This window comes from Pseudomonas rhodesiae, assembly GCF_013285305.1.
In the GTDB taxonomy this organism is placed as follows: Bacteria; Pseudomonadota; Gammaproteobacteria; order Pseudomonadales; family Pseudomonadaceae; genus Aquipseudomonas; species Aquipseudomonas rhodesiae.
On record NZ_CP054205.1, the window covers coordinates 5430191 to 5444258 of the forward strand.

Below are 14068 nucleotides of genomic sequence, written 5' to 3' on the forward strand. Positions count from 1 at the left end.
AGGAAGATTCATGCGCTGTCAACTTGGATACAAACACCAGGTTTACAACTGGTTAAAAAACGAACATAGCTGTTTAATCTGCGATGAAACCACCGAATCAGCGCTTTGTGTGTGCAACGTCTGCGAAACCGAATTGCCGTGGCTGCTGGACCAGTGCGATGTCTGCGCCCTGCCCTTGCCGATGGAAGGGCTGACCTGCGGTCAATGCCAGAAAAAGCCGCCTGCGTTTAAACAGGTGATCGCGCCCTGGTCCTACAGCTTTCCGGTCGACAGCCTGATCAGCCGCTTCAAGCACCAGGCACGCTGGCCGTTGGGGCACATGCTCGCACGACTGCTCGCGCAGCATGTGCAGCACCGCTTCGACAACACTGACCTGACGCGCCCCGACTACCTGCTGCCAGTGCCCCTGGCCCGCAAGCGCTTGCGCGAACGGGGCTACAACCAGGCATTGATGCTTGCGCGCTGGCTCAGCCAAGACCTGGGCATCGCCCACGATGAACAGCTGTTGCTACGCCCCCATGAAACCCTTGCGCAACAGGCCCTCGACGCCAAAACCCGCCAGCGCAATCTGCGCGGCGCATTTGCCCTTTGCGCCAATGCGCAGGTGCAGGGCCGCCATTTTGCCCTGGTGGACGACGTGCTCACCACCGGCGCGACGGCCCATAGCCTGAGCCGCCTGTTGATCAGTGCCGGCGCCCGCCAGGTCGATGTGTATTGCCTGGCCCGCACGCCAAAGCCCGGCGGCTGACTTGACGGCGCTCGGTCTTGCCCGCAACGTTCGGTCGATCCCACTCAAGCGTATTGCCATGCCTTTGCCGACGCCCCTCAGCCAGCACATCATCCGCCGCCCCCAACGCATCGCGTTGCTGGCCCATATTGCCGAACAAGGCTCGATCACACGCGCCGCCAAAAGCGCCGGTCTGAGCTACAAGGCCGCGTGGGACGCCATCGATGAACTGAATAACCTCGCGCAAAAGCCCTTGGTTGAACGCAATGTCGGCGGCAAAGGCGGTGGCGGCGCCAAGCTGACCGTGGAGGGCGAAAGAGTGTTGCGCCTATATCAGCGCCTGCAAGCGCTACAGGCCCAAGTGCTGGCCTCGGACGAAGCCGCCAGTGACTTCAACCTGCTCGGCCGCCTGATGCTGCGCACCAGCGCGCGCAACCAGTTGCATGGCCGGGTGGAAGCCATTGAGGCCCAGGGCCGCAATGACCTGATCCACCTGCGTCTGGCCGGCGGTGTGACAGTGAAAGCGCAAATCACCCACGACAGCACGCAACGGCTGGAACTGGAACCGGGCGTGGAAACCGTCGCCTTGATCAAGGCCGGCTGGCTGGAACTGCTTGCGGCCGATCAACCCGCAACACCTGGAAACAATTGCCTGAGCGGCTTGATCGACAATGTTCTCGACGCCGACGACGGCCCCAGCGAAGTGCGCATCAGCCTGCCCAATGGCCTGGTGCTCTGCGCTTTAGCGCAGACCACCGCACTTGCCGCATTGGGCGCCACGGTCGGCCAACCGATCCAGGTGCAATTCGCACCGAGCCAGGTGTTGCTGGGGACGCCGGTGTAAGCGGCAGCTTTCTTCAAACTGCAACAATTTCGTCACGGCGGCTGCTTAAGGTGTTGGCAAAAAGCACTCAAGGAGCCCGAGATGAGCCTATTAGAAGAGAACCAAGCCACCGACCTCGAACAGATGGTCGGCCTGACCCGCCGCCGCTTTATCGGGGCCGGCGCCCTGTGCGGCGCCGCAATGTTCCTGGGCGGCAACCTGCTCAGCCGCAGCGCCCTGGCGGTCAATGCCGCCAACGCCAGCCCACTGCTGGGGTTCGACAGCATCGCCGCCGCCACCAGCGACACCATCAGCCTGCCGCCAGGCTACAGCGCCTCGGTGCTGATCAGTTGGGGCCAGCCGCTGCACAAAAATGCGCCGGCCTTCGACCCGTCCGGCAACGGCACAGCAGTGGCGCAGGAGCAGCAGTTCGGCGACCACAACGACGGCATGAGCCTGTTCCCGTTCCCCGGCGACAACAACCGCGCGCTGATGGCGATCAATAACGAATACACCAACTATCGCTATCTCTACGCCCACGGCGGCGCGCCGCAATCGGCCGAAGAGGTGCGCAAGGCCCAGGCCAGCGAAGGCGTGTCGGTGATCGAAATTCGGCGCAAGGGCGACACCTGGCAGTTCGTTCAGGACTCACGCTACAACCGCCGCATCCACGGCAACACGCCGATCCGCCTGAGCGGCCCCGCCGCCGGCCATGACTGGTTGAAGACCAGCGCCGACAAGTCCGGCAAGAAAGCCCTCGGCACCTTCCAGAACTGCGCCAACGGCATGACCCCCTGGGGCACCTACCTGACCTGCGAAGAAAACTTCACCGATTGCTTCGGTAGCAGCAACCCGCAGCAAGCCTTTGACGCCGGGCAGAAGCGCTACGGCGTGGTGGCGGCCAGCAAGGACATCAACTGGCACCTGCACGACCCGCGCTTCGACATGGCCAAGAACCCCAACGAACTCAATCGCCATGGCTGGGTGGTGGAAATCGACCCTTTCGACCCGCAATCCACCCCGGCCAAACGCACCGCCCTCGGCCGTTTCAAGCACGAGAACGCGGCGCTGGCGCAGACCCGCGACGGTCGTGCTGTGGTGTACATGGGCGACGACGAGCGCGGTGAATTCATCTACAAGTTCATCAGCCGCGACAAGATCAATCACAAGAACCCCAAGGCCAACAAGGACTTGCTCGACCACGGCACGCTGTACGTGGCGATCTTCGACGCGGGCGACGGCAACGCCGATCATCCTCGCGGCAAGGGCCAGTGGGTCGAGTTGACCCACGGCAAAAACGGCATCGACGCCAGCAGCGGGTTTGCCAGCCAGGCTGAAGTGCTGATCCACGCGCGCCTGGCCGCCAGTGTGGTCAAGGCTACGCGCATGGACCGTCCGGAATGGATCGTGGTCAGCCCCACCGACGGCCAGGTCTATTGCACCCTGACCAACAACGCCAAACGCGGCGAGGACGGCCAGCCGGTGGGCGGGCCTAACCCGCGCGAGAAAAACGTCTACGGCCAGATCCTGCGCTGGAAGGCCAATGCCGACGACCACGGCGCCGACGACTTCAGTTGGGACCTGTTCGTGGTGGCCGGTAACCCAGCGGTACATGCCGGCGCACCCAAGGGCGGCTCGTCGAATATCAACCCGCAGAACATGTTCAACAGCCCCGACGGCCTGGGCTTCGATAAGGCTGGGCGTCTGTGGATTCTCACCGACGGCGACTACAGCAACAGCGGCGACTTCGCCGGCATGGGCAACAACCAGATGCTCTGTGCCGATCCAAACACTGGGGAAATCCGTCGTTTCATGGTGGGGCCGGTGGCGTGTGAAGTGACCGGCATCAGCTTCGCGCCGGACCAGAAAACCCTGTTCGTGGGCATTCAGCATCCGGGCGAAACCGGTGGCTCGACCTGGCCGGAGCACTTGCCCAACGGTAAGCCGCGTTCGTCGGTGCTGGCCATTCGGCGCGATGACGGCGGGATCGTCGGCGCCTGACACGGCCTTATCGGGGGCAAGCCCCCTCCCACATTTTGACCGGTGATTACCTTCAAAGGTGGGGGGAGCTTGCCCCCGATGACAATGGCACAGTCGCCCCCTATCTCCAGCCGCGTGCGTTACCATACCCGGCCGGACGCGGCGCCCTGCTGCGCGCAGGAGTTCGCATGGCCCACCCGTTTGAAACACTCACCCCCGATCTGGTGCTCGACGCCGTCGAAAGCATCGGTTTCCTCAGCGACGCCCGCGTGCTGGCGCTCAACAGCTACGAAAACCGCGTCTATCAAGTGGGCATCGAAGACTCCGAGCCGCTGATCGCCAAGTTCTACCGGCCCCAGCGCTGGACCAACGAAGCGATTCTTGAAGAACACCGTTTCACCTTTGAATTGGCCGAGTGCGACGTGCCGGTGGTGGCGCCGCTGATCCATAACGGCGAGAGCCTGTTCGAACACGCGGGGTTCCGCTTTACCTTGTTCCCCCGTCGTGGCGGCCGTGCGCCGGAGCCGGGCAATCTGGATCAACTCTATCGGCTGGGGCAGTTGCTGGGGCGTTTGCATGCCGTGGGCTCCACGCGACCGTTCGAACACCGCGAAGCGCTGGGAGTGAAGAACTTCGGGCACGATTCGCTGACCACGCTGCTTGAGGGCAACTTCATTCCCAAGAGCCTGTTGCCGGCCTACGAGTCGGTAGCGCGCGACCTGCTCAAACGGGTGGAGGAGGTATACAAGGCCACCCCACACACGAACATCCGCATGCACGGCGATTGCCACCCGGGCAACATGATGTGCCGCGACGAGATGTTCCATATCGTCGACCTGGACGATTGCCGCATGGGCCCAGCGGTGCAGGACCTATGGATGATGCTCGCCGGCGATCGTCAGGAATGCCTGGGGCAACTGTCGGAATTGATGGACGGCTATCAGGAATTCCACGACTTCGACCCGCGCGAACTGGCCCTGATCGAACCCCTGCGCGCCTTGCGCCTGATGCACTACAGCGCCTGGCTGGCACGGCGCTGGGACGACCCGGCGTTCCCCCACAGTTTTCCGTGGTTCGGCACCGAGCGGTATTGGGGCGATCAGGTCCTGGCCCTGCGTGAGCAACTCTCGGCCCTCAACGAAGAGCCGCTGAAACTCTTCTGAGTGCTTTTAATGTGGGAGAGGGCCTGCCCCCTCCCACACAAAGCAAACCTCGTGACCAAGTCAGTCCCATTGGTTGACAAATATCCTTACAATCGCGCTTTGTTAGCTGCCTAAGCAAGGATTCCGCATGCACGCCGCCAACCCCCGCAAAGGGTACATTCTGGGCCTGAGCGCCTATGTCATCTGGGGCCTGTTCCCGCTCTACTTCAAAGCCATCGCCAGCGTGCCCGCCGCCGAGATTATCGTGCATCGGGTGCTGTGGTCGGCGCTGTTCGGGGGCTTGCTGCTGATGGTGTGGAAGCACCCCGGCTGGTTCCGCGAGCTGCGCGACAACCCCAAGCGCCTGGCGATTCTGGCACTGAGCGGTTCGCTGATTGCGGCCAATTGGCTGACCTATGTGTGGTCGGTCAACAGCGGGCGCATGCTCGAAGCGAGCTTGGGTTACTACATCAACCCGCTGGTGAACGTGCTGCTGGGCATGCTGTTGCTGGGCGAACGTCTGCGCCGCTTACAGTGGGTCGCCGTGATATTGGCCGCCGTGGGTGTGGCGCAACAGGTGTGGCAAGTGGGCAGCTTGCCGTGGGTTTCGTTGGCGCTGGCGTTGACCTTCGGTTTCTACGGATTGATCCGCAAGCAGGCACCGGTCAAAGCATTGCCGGGGCTGGTGGTGGAAACCTGGATGCTGGTGCCGATCGCGGTGGCGTGGCTGCTGTTCAACCCCAGCGCACATAGCGCGCAACTGGCATTCTGGAGCACCTCCGAAGCCTGGTGGCTGGTGGCCGCAGGCCCGGTGACGCTGATCCCGCTGGTGTGTTTCAACGCCGCCGCGCGGCATTTGCCTTACACCGCATTGGGCTTTTTGCAGTACGTGGCACCCACATTGGTGTTGCTGGAAGCGGTGCTGCTGTTCGGCGAACACTTGGCGCCGAGCACGCTGCTGGCGTTCGCTTTTATCTGGGCCGGCCTGGTGGTGTACAGCGTGGATGCCTGGCTGAGCGTGCGCAAACGCTGATCAAATAACGTACAAACCTCTGCAAGCCACAGCCTGGGTGGCTTGCAGCCATTCACCCCAAGGTTATCCACAACCTGGTCCCCGCCATTTGTGCACAAGCCATTGAAACTGCTCGTTTTTTGCTCAGCTGAGCAAGAGCCACGGCGGACGTGGCCTGGCGAGGGGTCTCTACAGGTTATCCACAGGCCCATGCAAGATTTCCATGGATAACCCTGTGGCGATTACTCCTCGTGATGCAGCTCGACCATCAGGTCGTCGGCCAAGGTTTCCAGGGAGGCTTGCAACGTCTCAAGGGGCAAGCTCGAAGGCACCTGCAACAACGCCTCGGCGTTGAACAACAGGTCTCCGCTCATCGGTGCTGGAGTTACGCCGGTACTCAGGCTTTCCAGGTTGACCCCCTGGCGGCTCAACAACGCGGTGATCTCACGCACTATCCCCGCGCGATCATTGCCCACCAACGTCATCACGATGGGTTTGGACGCCGGCGCCTGCGCGGTGCTGCCCTCGCCCACCAGCACGCGAATGCCGTGTGTGGATAAGTCCTCCAACGCCCCCACCAACGCCTGACGATTGTCTGCCGGCACACTTACCCGCAGGATCCCGGCGAACTGCCCGGCCATATGGGCCATGCGGCTGTCCAGCCAGTTGCCGCCCTGGGCGGCGATGGTCTGCGCGATACGTTCAACCAGGCCGGGTTTGTCGGCGGCGATAATTGTGAGTACAAGATGGTCCATGGCGAAGCCCTCTGGAAGTCAGCCTACAAGGTGGACCCAGGGTGCCGCGAAAACAAATCGTGTACCATTTTTATATTTATCTGGAACAATCCTGTAACTTTTTGAGAACATACCGTTCTCCGCTGTGACCGTACGACCAAAGTGGGTCGCTAAACGACGTATTTAGTCTAATTTTCACAACCGCAAGTCATCATGTAGTATGCCCATCCGAGCACTACATAATGAAAATCCGAAACAGCGCATAAGCTCCGCAGAGTGAGGCAAGCAATGACTGAACACGTTCAAGTCGGTGGCCTGCAGGTCGCCAAAGTCCTGTTCGACTTCGTGAACAACGAAGCCATTCCCGGCACCGGCATCACTGCCGATCAGTTCTGGGCCGGTGCCGATAAGGTCATTCACGACCTGGCGCCGAAGAACAAAGCCCTACTCGCCAAACGCGATGATTTCCAAGCACGGATCGATACCTGGCACCAGACCCATGCCGGCCAGGCCCACGACCCGGTGGCCTACAAAGCCTTCCTGCAAGACATCGGATACCTGCTGCCAGAAGCCGCAGACTTCCAAGCCTCGACCCAAAACGTCGATGACGAAATCGCGCGCATGGCCGGCCCGCAGTTGGTGGTGCCGGTAATGAATGCCCGCTTCGCCCTCAACGCATCCAACGCCCGTTGGGGTTCGCTGTACGACGCGCTGTACGGCACCGACGCCATCAGCGAAGCCGACGGCGCCGAGAAGGGCAAAGGCTACAACAAGGTGCGCGGCGACAAGGTCATCGCCTTCGCCCGCGCCTTCCTCGACGAAGCCGCGCCGCTCAGCGCCGGCAGCCATGTCGACTCCACCGGCTACAAGATTGTCGACGGCAAGCTGATCGTCAGCCTTAAAGGTGGCAGCAACAGCGGCCTGCGCGACGACAGTCAATTGATCGGCTTCCAGGGCGACAGCGCCCAACCGATCGCGATCCTGCTCAAGCACAACGGCCTGCACTTCGAAATCCAGATCGACGCCAGCACCCCGGTCGGCCAGACCGATGCCGCCGGTGTCAAAGACGTGCTGATGGAAGCCGCGCTGACCACCATCATGGACTGCGAAGATTCCGTCGCCGCCGTGGATGCCGACGACAAAGTGGTGATCTACCGCAACTGGCTCGGCCTGATGAAGGGCGACCTGGCCGAAGAAGTGGCCAAGGGCGGCAAGACCTTCACCCGCACCATGAACCCTGATCGTGTTTACACCGGCGTGAATGGCCAGGACGTGACCCTGCACGGTCGTTCGCTGCTGTTCGTGCGTAACGTTGGCCACTTGATGACCATCGACGCGATCCTGGATAAAGACGGCAACGAAGTGCCGGAAGGCATTCTCGATGGTCTGATCACCAGCCTGGCGGCAATCCACAGCCTCAACGGCAATACCAGCCGCAAGAACAGCCGCACCGGTTCGGTGTACATCGTTAAACCGAAAATGCACGGCCCGGAAGAAGCGGCATTCACCAATGAGCTGTTCGGCCGCGTCGAAGACGTGCTGAACCTGCCGCGCAATACCCTCAAAGTCGGGATCATGGACGAGGAGCGCCGCACCACGGTCAACCTCAAAGCCTGCATCAAGGCCGCCAGTGAGCGCGTGGTGTTTATCAACACCGGTTTCCTCGACCGCACTGGCGACGAAATCCACACCTCCATGGAAGCCGGCGCGATGGTGCGCAAGGCGGCGATGAAGTCGGAAAAGTGGATTGCAGCGTATGAAAACTGGAACGTCGATATCGGCTTGAGCACCGGCCTGCAAGGTCGTGCGCAGATCGGTAAAGGCATGTGGGCGATGCCCGACCTGATGGCGGCGATGTTGGAACAGAAAATCGCTCACCCGCTGGCCGGCGCCAACACCGCGTGGGTACCTTCGCCAACGGCCGCCGCGTTGCACGCACTGCACTACCACAAGGTCGACGTGTTCGCGCGTCAGGCCGAACTGGCCAAGCGCGAACGCGCCTCGGTGGACGATATCCTGACCATTCCCCTGGCCAGCAATACCGACTGGTCCGAAGAGGAAATCCGCAACGAGCTGGACAACAACGCCCAGGGCATCCTCGGCTATGTAGTGCGCTGGATCGACCAGGGCGTCGGCTGCTCGAAGGTGCCGGACATCAACGACGTCGGCCTGATGGAAGACCGCGCGACCCTGCGCATCTCCAGCCAGCACATCGCCAACTGGCTGCGCCACGGCATCGTCAATCAAGCGCAAGTGATGGAAAGCCTCAAGCGCATGGCGCCGGTGGTGGACCGTCAAAATGCCGGGGATGCGTTGTATCGCCCGCTGGCACCGGATTTCGACAGCAACATCGCCTTCCAGGCGGCGGTGGAACTGGTGATTGAAGGGACCAAACAGCCTAACGGGTATACCGAGCCGGTGTTGCATCGTCGGCGTCGGGAATTCAAGGCTAAGAACGGCCTGTAAAAAGAAAAGCCCTGATCGTGAGATCAGGGCTTTTTCTTTGAGGCCTGGGCTGACCGCAATGGCGCCATCGGAAGCAAGCGCCCTCCCAGCGTGGGCGGATGTAAGGAGAAATCAGGACGCCATCCCCAACTCCCGCTTCACCAACCTCGCCAGTTTCACGCTATCAATCGGCTTGAGCAAAAAATCCACCACGCTCAAATGCATGGCATCAATGACATCCGGCGCTTCGGCGTCCCCGGACATGATGATGATCGGCAGCGCCGCGCGGGTGGATTCGCGCACTTGCTTGATCAGTTCCAGCCCGTTGCTGGGTTGCATGCGCAGGTCGGTAATCAACAAGCCGATGGAGCTGCTGGATTTCAACAAGTCCCACGCGCGCTCGCCACTGTCGGCGGTCATGCAGCGAATACCGTCCAGGCCCAGGATTTCCGCCAGCAACTCGCGCGCGTCCTTGTCGTCGTCGACAATCAACACGCGTTGTGGCGGCAGATCGGGCTCCAGCATCACGGCGCTGAGCGCCTCGCGCTCGGCATCACTCAAAATATCGTGGTCGGACATACGGTTCTCAGCGGTTCTAATCAATCTCCCAGCACTCGTCAGACATCTGCGGAAGGGCGAACAATGTGCACTTCGTCGGAAAGTTTGCCTAGTGGGCGTTCTACGGGGTTCGGACGATAAACATGTAGGGTTTTTCCCTAGCTCAGCGTCTTTTACACCGACCTAGACTTACGTCCAATGGGCACCCGCCGCGCAGGAGTCGACCATGCAGCTCGATAACGACAAAAAAACTGCGGTCACTGTTATGAGTAAAGCTGATGCCTTCGCCCAGGCGGGGAAAACTGCCGTGCTGCAAAATATCCAAGGCACGCTGCAGTTTCTACAACGCTTCCCGCCCTTCAACCAGATGGAAAACGCGCACCTGGCGTTTCTGGTGGAACAATGCCAATTACGTTTTTATGCCCCCGGTGACAGCATCCTCAAACCGTCGGGCGGGCCGGTCGAGCATTTCTACATCGTCAAACAAGGCCGCGTGATCGGCGAACGACCGGACACCACCGAGACCACCTTCGAAATCACCACCGGCGAATGCTTCCCCCTGGCCGCGCTGCTGGGCGAACGCGCCACGCGCACCGAGCACAAGGCCGCCGAAGACACGTTCTGCCTGCAACTGAACAAACCGGCCTTTATCAAGTTGTTCGCCCTTTCCAGCCCGTTCCGCGACTTCGCCCTGCGCGGCGTCAGCAGCCTGCTGGATCAGGTCAACCAGCAGGTGCAGCAAAAGGCCGTGGAAACCCTCGGCACCCAATACTCCCTCAACACGCGCCTGGGTGAATTGGCCATGCGCCACCCGGTCACCTGCAACCCGCGTACGCCCTTGCGCGAAGCAGTCACGCTGATGCACGAGCAGCAAGTGGGCAGCATTGTCATCGTCGACGACAACAAGGCGCCTCTGGGGATTTTTACCCTGCGCGACTTACGCCATGTGGTGGCCGGCGGTGTCAGCGATTTCAGCCAGGCCATCGACGCGCACATGACCCAGGCACCGTTCTTTTTGACGCCGGACCACAGCGCCTTCGACGCCGCCATCGCCATGACCGAGCGGCATATCGCCCATGTGTGCCTGGTCAAGGACCAGCGCCTGTGCGGCGTGGTGTCCGAGCGCGATCTGTTTTCCCTGCAACGGGTGGACCTGGTGCACCTGGCCCGTACCATTCGCAACGCCCCGCGCATCGACAACCTGGTGGCGATTCGCGGCGAGATCGGCCAGTTGGTCGAGCGCATGCTGGCCCACGGCGCGTCGTCCACCCAGATCACCCACATCATCACCCTGCTCAACGATCACACTGTGTGCCGGGTGATCGAGCTGAGCCTCGCCGAAAAAGGTGACCCTGGCGTGCCTTTCAGTTGGCTGTGCTTCGGCAGCGAAGGCCGTCGCGAGCAGACGCTGTACACCGATCAGGACAACGGTATTCTGTTCGAGGCCAAGGACGCCGCCGAGGCCGCCGCGATCCGTGGCCGTCTATTGCCCCTGGCCCAACACATCAACCAGAGCCTGGCGCTGTGCGGTTTCAGCCTGTGCAAAGGCAATATCATGGCCGGCAACCCGGAGCTGTGCCTGTCGCGGGCCGAATGGGCGCGGCGTTTTGCGGCGTTCATCCGCGAGGCGACGCCGGAGAACCTGTTGGGTTCGAGTATTTATTTTGACTTGCGCGTGGTGTGGGGCGACGAGCAAGGCTGCGAGGTATTGCGCCAGGGCATTCTCGATCAGGTCGCGGATAACCGTCTGTTCCAACGCATGCTGGCCGAGAATGCGCTGCGCCAGCGCCCCCCGGTTGGGCGTTTCCGTGACTTTGTGCTGACCCGCAAAGGTGGCGAAAAAGCCACCCTGGATCTCAAGGTGCAGGGCCTCACGCCTTTTGTCGACGGCGCGCGCCTGCTGGCCCTGGCCAATGGCATTCACGCTAACAACACCCTGGAGCGCCTGCGCCAACTGGTGGTCAAGGAAGTCATCGAGCCGCTGGACGGCGCGGCGTATGAGGAGGCCTATCACTTTATCCAGCAGACCCGCATGCAGCAGCACCAACTGCAAAGTCGCGAAAACCAGCCGTATTCCAACCGCGTCGATCCCGACAGCCTCAACCACTTGGACCGGCGCATCCTGCGCGAATCCCTGCGCCAGGCCCAGCGCCTGCAAAGCAGCCTGACCCTGCGGTATCAACTGTGAGCCTGTTCGCCTGGCTGCGCGCGGCCAAACCCCAGCTGGATGCAACCCAACAACGGCGCTTGGCGCAACTGCCCAAGCCTGCGACGCTGAGTGAAGGCGGCTTGCGCAGCCAACGCTGGGTGGTGGTGGACCTGGAAACCAGCGGCCTGAACCTCAACCGCGACCAGGTGCTGTCCATCGGCGCGGTGGTGATCGAGGATGGCGCGGTGGACTTCTCCCAGTTGTTCGAGCGCACCCTGCAACGCCCCGAAACCAAACTCAGCCCCAGTGTGCTGATCCACGGCCTGGGGCCCAGCGCCATTGCCGCCGGCAGCGATCCGGTAGAAGCCTTGTTGGACTTTATGGAGTACGTCGGCGACAGCCCACTGCTCGCGTTCCACGCGCCGTTCGATCAACACATGCTGAGCCGCGCACTCAAGGACAGCCTGGGTTATCGCCTGACCCACCCGTTTCTGGATGTGGCCGACATCGCCCCCCTGCTGTGCCCCGAGGCGCCAATCCGTGAGGCAGGGCTGGACGATTGGGTCAAACACTTCCACCTGGAAGTCGGCGAACGCCATCACGCCAGCGCCGACGCCTTGGCCACGGCGGAGCTGATGCTGATTTTGTTCAGCCGCGCGCGCCAGCAGTCAATCGATACACCGCTCGCGCTGCACACGCGGTTGAGCCAATGGAAACGCCGGCAACAGGCGCCATCGTTTTAATCTCATCTCCCCGACAGACGCCAATTGCGCCTATTCCACGCCTCTGACACAATCGCGAATAATTCTCGTTAGTTTAAACCTCTTGTTTATTCGGTGATGCCTTGTCGTCGGTCCAGAACCCTCACAGTGAGCGGGTTGGTGCGTTGTATCGCGACCATCGCGGCTGGCTGCTGGCCTGGCTGCGGCGCAACGTGGCGTGCCCGAGCCGGGCCGAAGACCTGAGCCAGGACACGTTCATGCGCCTGTTGGGGCGCGACACGTTGCCGGAACCGCGCGAGCCAAGGGCATTTCTGGTGGCCATCGCCAAGGGCCTGTTGTTCGACTATTTCCGGCGCGCGGCATTGGAGCAGGCTTACCTGGCCGAATTGATGCTGATCCCGGAAAGCGAACACCCCTCCCCCGAAGCCCAGCAACTGATCCTCGAAGACCTCAAAGCCATCGACCGATTGCTCGGCACGTTGTCGAGCAAGGCCCGCGCGGCGTTTCTCTACAGTCGTCTCGACGGCCTGGGCCACGCGCAGATCGCCCAACGCCTCGGCGTATCGGTGCCCCGCGTGCGCCAGTACCTGGCCCAGGGCATTCGCCAGTGCTATATCGCACTGTATGGCGAGCCGACATGAGTGCAGTCGGCGCCAAACCGGTCTCGGCCCGCGTGCTGGATGCGGCGATTGCCTGGCAGTTGTCCCTGGATTCGGGCGACGGCAGCGCGGTCGAGCGTGAAGAGTTCAGCAAATGGCTGGCCAGCGATGAGGAACACGCCCGCGCCTGGCGCCAGTTGGGCATGCTCGACCAACGTTTCAGCATCGCCTCGGGCCCTGCGCGCGCCGCGTTGTTGCAGTCCCGTCAGGCCATCCGTCAACGGGTACGCAAGCTCGGCAGCGGCCTGGCGAGCATTGCGCTTATCTGCGGCCTGGGGTTGCTGGTGGGCGAACGCTATGTGCCGATCCACTATTGGCTGGCCGACCAACGCACCGCCACCGGCGAGCAGCGCACGCTGAAACTGGCGGACGGTACCCAGATCAACCTCAACACCCACAGCGCCATCGACGTGCGCTTCGATGAAAAGCGCCGGCTGATCGTGTTGCAGGACGGTGAAATCCTCGTCGAAACCGGCCATAACGATGCGCGCCCGTTCTACGTGCAGACCCGCGACGGCCGCCTGCGGGCGCTGGGTACGCGGTTTATCGTCAAGCGCGAAGACGACGCCACGCGCCTGAGCGTGCTGCAGTCCGCCGTTGCGGCGCAGCCGGAGGCGCTGCCTCAGGAACAGGTGTTCAAAGCAGGCCAGCAAGTGCTGATGCGCAGCGACGGCCTCGGCCCGTCCCTGGCCGTCACCCCCGCCACGGATGCCTGGACGCGCGGCATGCTGGTGGTGGACAACGCGCGCCTGGGCGACGTGGTCGAGGAATTGAGTCGCTACCGCCCAGGCTATCTAGGCGTGGATAAAGACGTGGCCGACTTGCGCATCACCGGCAGTTTCCCGCTGCACGACACCACGCTGGCGCTCAATGCGCTGCTGCCGACGTTGCCGGTGCAAATCAGGCAGCACACGCCGTGGTGGGTGACGGTGGGTGCCAAGCGTTAGGCATCAGTTAGGCCTGGGTTGAGGCTATCGGGGGCAAGCCCCCTCCCACATTGACCTGAACAAAACCCGATCAGCTGTGGGAGGGGGCTTGCCCCCGATAGGCCTGCAAACACACCGAAAAATCCCCGGCAAAAAATATTTTCATCCAGCCCTATCACTTTTCGAATCTC

General features: G+C 62.0%; 12 protein-coding genes. 10 read left to right on the forward strand and 2 right to left on the reverse strand.

Annotated elements, in window-relative coordinates:
* Window positions 1–10: 10 nt before the first annotated feature.
* The 5 genes from HRH33_RS24655 (at window position 11) to rarD (ending at window position 5705) form a co-directional block, all read left to right on the forward strand.
* A complete protein-coding gene (locus tag HRH33_RS24655; RefSeq protein ID WP_167417640.1) occupies window positions 11–748 on the forward strand; it encodes a ComFC family protein in 738 nt (245 codons plus the stop codon).
* Window positions 749–806: 58 nt separating this feature from the next.
* Complete coding sequence (locus HRH33_RS24660) at window positions 807–1571, forward strand: TOBE domain-containing protein (protein ID WP_167417641.1); 765 nt, start codon at window positions 807–809, stop codon at window positions 1569–1571.
* An 81-nt stretch (window positions 1572–1652) separates the two neighbouring features.
* A complete protein-coding gene (locus HRH33_RS24665; RefSeq protein ID WP_167417642.1) occupies window positions 1653–3551 on the forward strand; it encodes a PhoX family protein in 1899 nt (632 codons plus the stop codon).
* A 167-nt stretch (window positions 3552–3718) separates the two neighbouring features.
* On the forward strand, window positions 3719–4693 hold the full coding sequence (locus tag HRH33_RS24670) for a serine/threonine protein kinase (protein ID WP_094064230.1): 975 nt from the start codon (window positions 3719–3721) through the stop codon (window positions 4691–4693).
* A gap of 127 nt (window positions 4694–4820) precedes the next feature.
* Window positions 4821–5705 carry an EamA family transporter RarD gene (gene rarD, locus HRH33_RS24675; RefSeq protein WP_034101117.1) on the forward strand — a complete coding sequence of 295 codons (885 nt, stop codon included), beginning with the start codon at window positions 4821–4823 and terminating at the stop codon, window positions 5703–5705.
* Window positions 5706–5926: 221 nt separating this feature from the next.
* Here rarD and HRH33_RS24680 read toward each other — a convergent pair whose 3' ends face one another.
* A complete protein-coding gene (locus HRH33_RS24680; RefSeq protein WP_094064232.1) occupies window positions 5927–6439 on the reverse strand; it encodes a glycine cleavage system transcriptional repressor in 513 nt (170 codons plus the stop codon).
* Between the two features lie 267 nt (window positions 6440–6706).
* Here HRH33_RS24680 and HRH33_RS24685 point away from each other — a divergent pair, with 267 nt between their 5' ends.
* Complete coding sequence (locus HRH33_RS24685; protein ID WP_034101119.1) at window positions 6707–8884, forward strand: malate synthase G; 2178 nt, start codon at window positions 6707–6709, stop codon at window positions 8882–8884.
* Between the two features lie 111 nt (window positions 8885–8995).
* Here the strand turns inward: HRH33_RS24685 and HRH33_RS24690 are convergent, their stop codons facing one another.
* The gene (locus HRH33_RS24690; protein WP_034115298.1) at window positions 8996–9442 is read right to left on the reverse strand and encodes a response regulator; all 447 of its coding nucleotides are present in this window, start codon (window positions 9440–9442) and stop codon (window positions 8996–8998) included.
* Window positions 9443–9686: 244 nt separating this feature from the next.
* Between HRH33_RS24690 and HRH33_RS24695 the strand changes: the two genes are divergently transcribed.
* The 4 genes from HRH33_RS24695 (at window position 9687) to HRH33_RS24710 (ending at window position 13898) form a co-directional block, all read left to right on the forward strand.
* A complete protein-coding gene (locus HRH33_RS24695) occupies window positions 9687–11609 on the forward strand; it encodes a putative nucleotidyltransferase substrate binding domain-containing protein (protein ID WP_173603590.1) in 1923 nt (640 codons plus the stop codon).
* Window positions 11606–12313: a 3'-5' exonuclease gene (locus HRH33_RS24700; protein WP_167417644.1), complete on the forward strand. Its 708-nt coding sequence runs from the start codon at window positions 11606–11608 to the stop codon at window positions 12311–12313. The genes HRH33_RS24695 and HRH33_RS24700 overlap by 4 nt, the downstream gene beginning before the upstream one ends.
* 101 nt (window positions 12314–12414) lie before the next feature.
* Window positions 12415–12933, forward strand: coding sequence for an RNA polymerase sigma factor (locus HRH33_RS24705; RefSeq protein WP_034101123.1), 519 nt, complete (start codon window positions 12415–12417; stop codon window positions 12931–12933).
* Complete coding sequence (locus HRH33_RS24710) at window positions 12930–13898, forward strand: FecR domain-containing protein (RefSeq protein WP_167417645.1); 969 nt, start codon at window positions 12930–12932, stop codon at window positions 13896–13898. Before HRH33_RS24705 ends, HRH33_RS24710 begins: the two co-directional genes overlap by 4 nt.
* Window positions 13899–14068 lie beyond the last annotated feature (170 nt).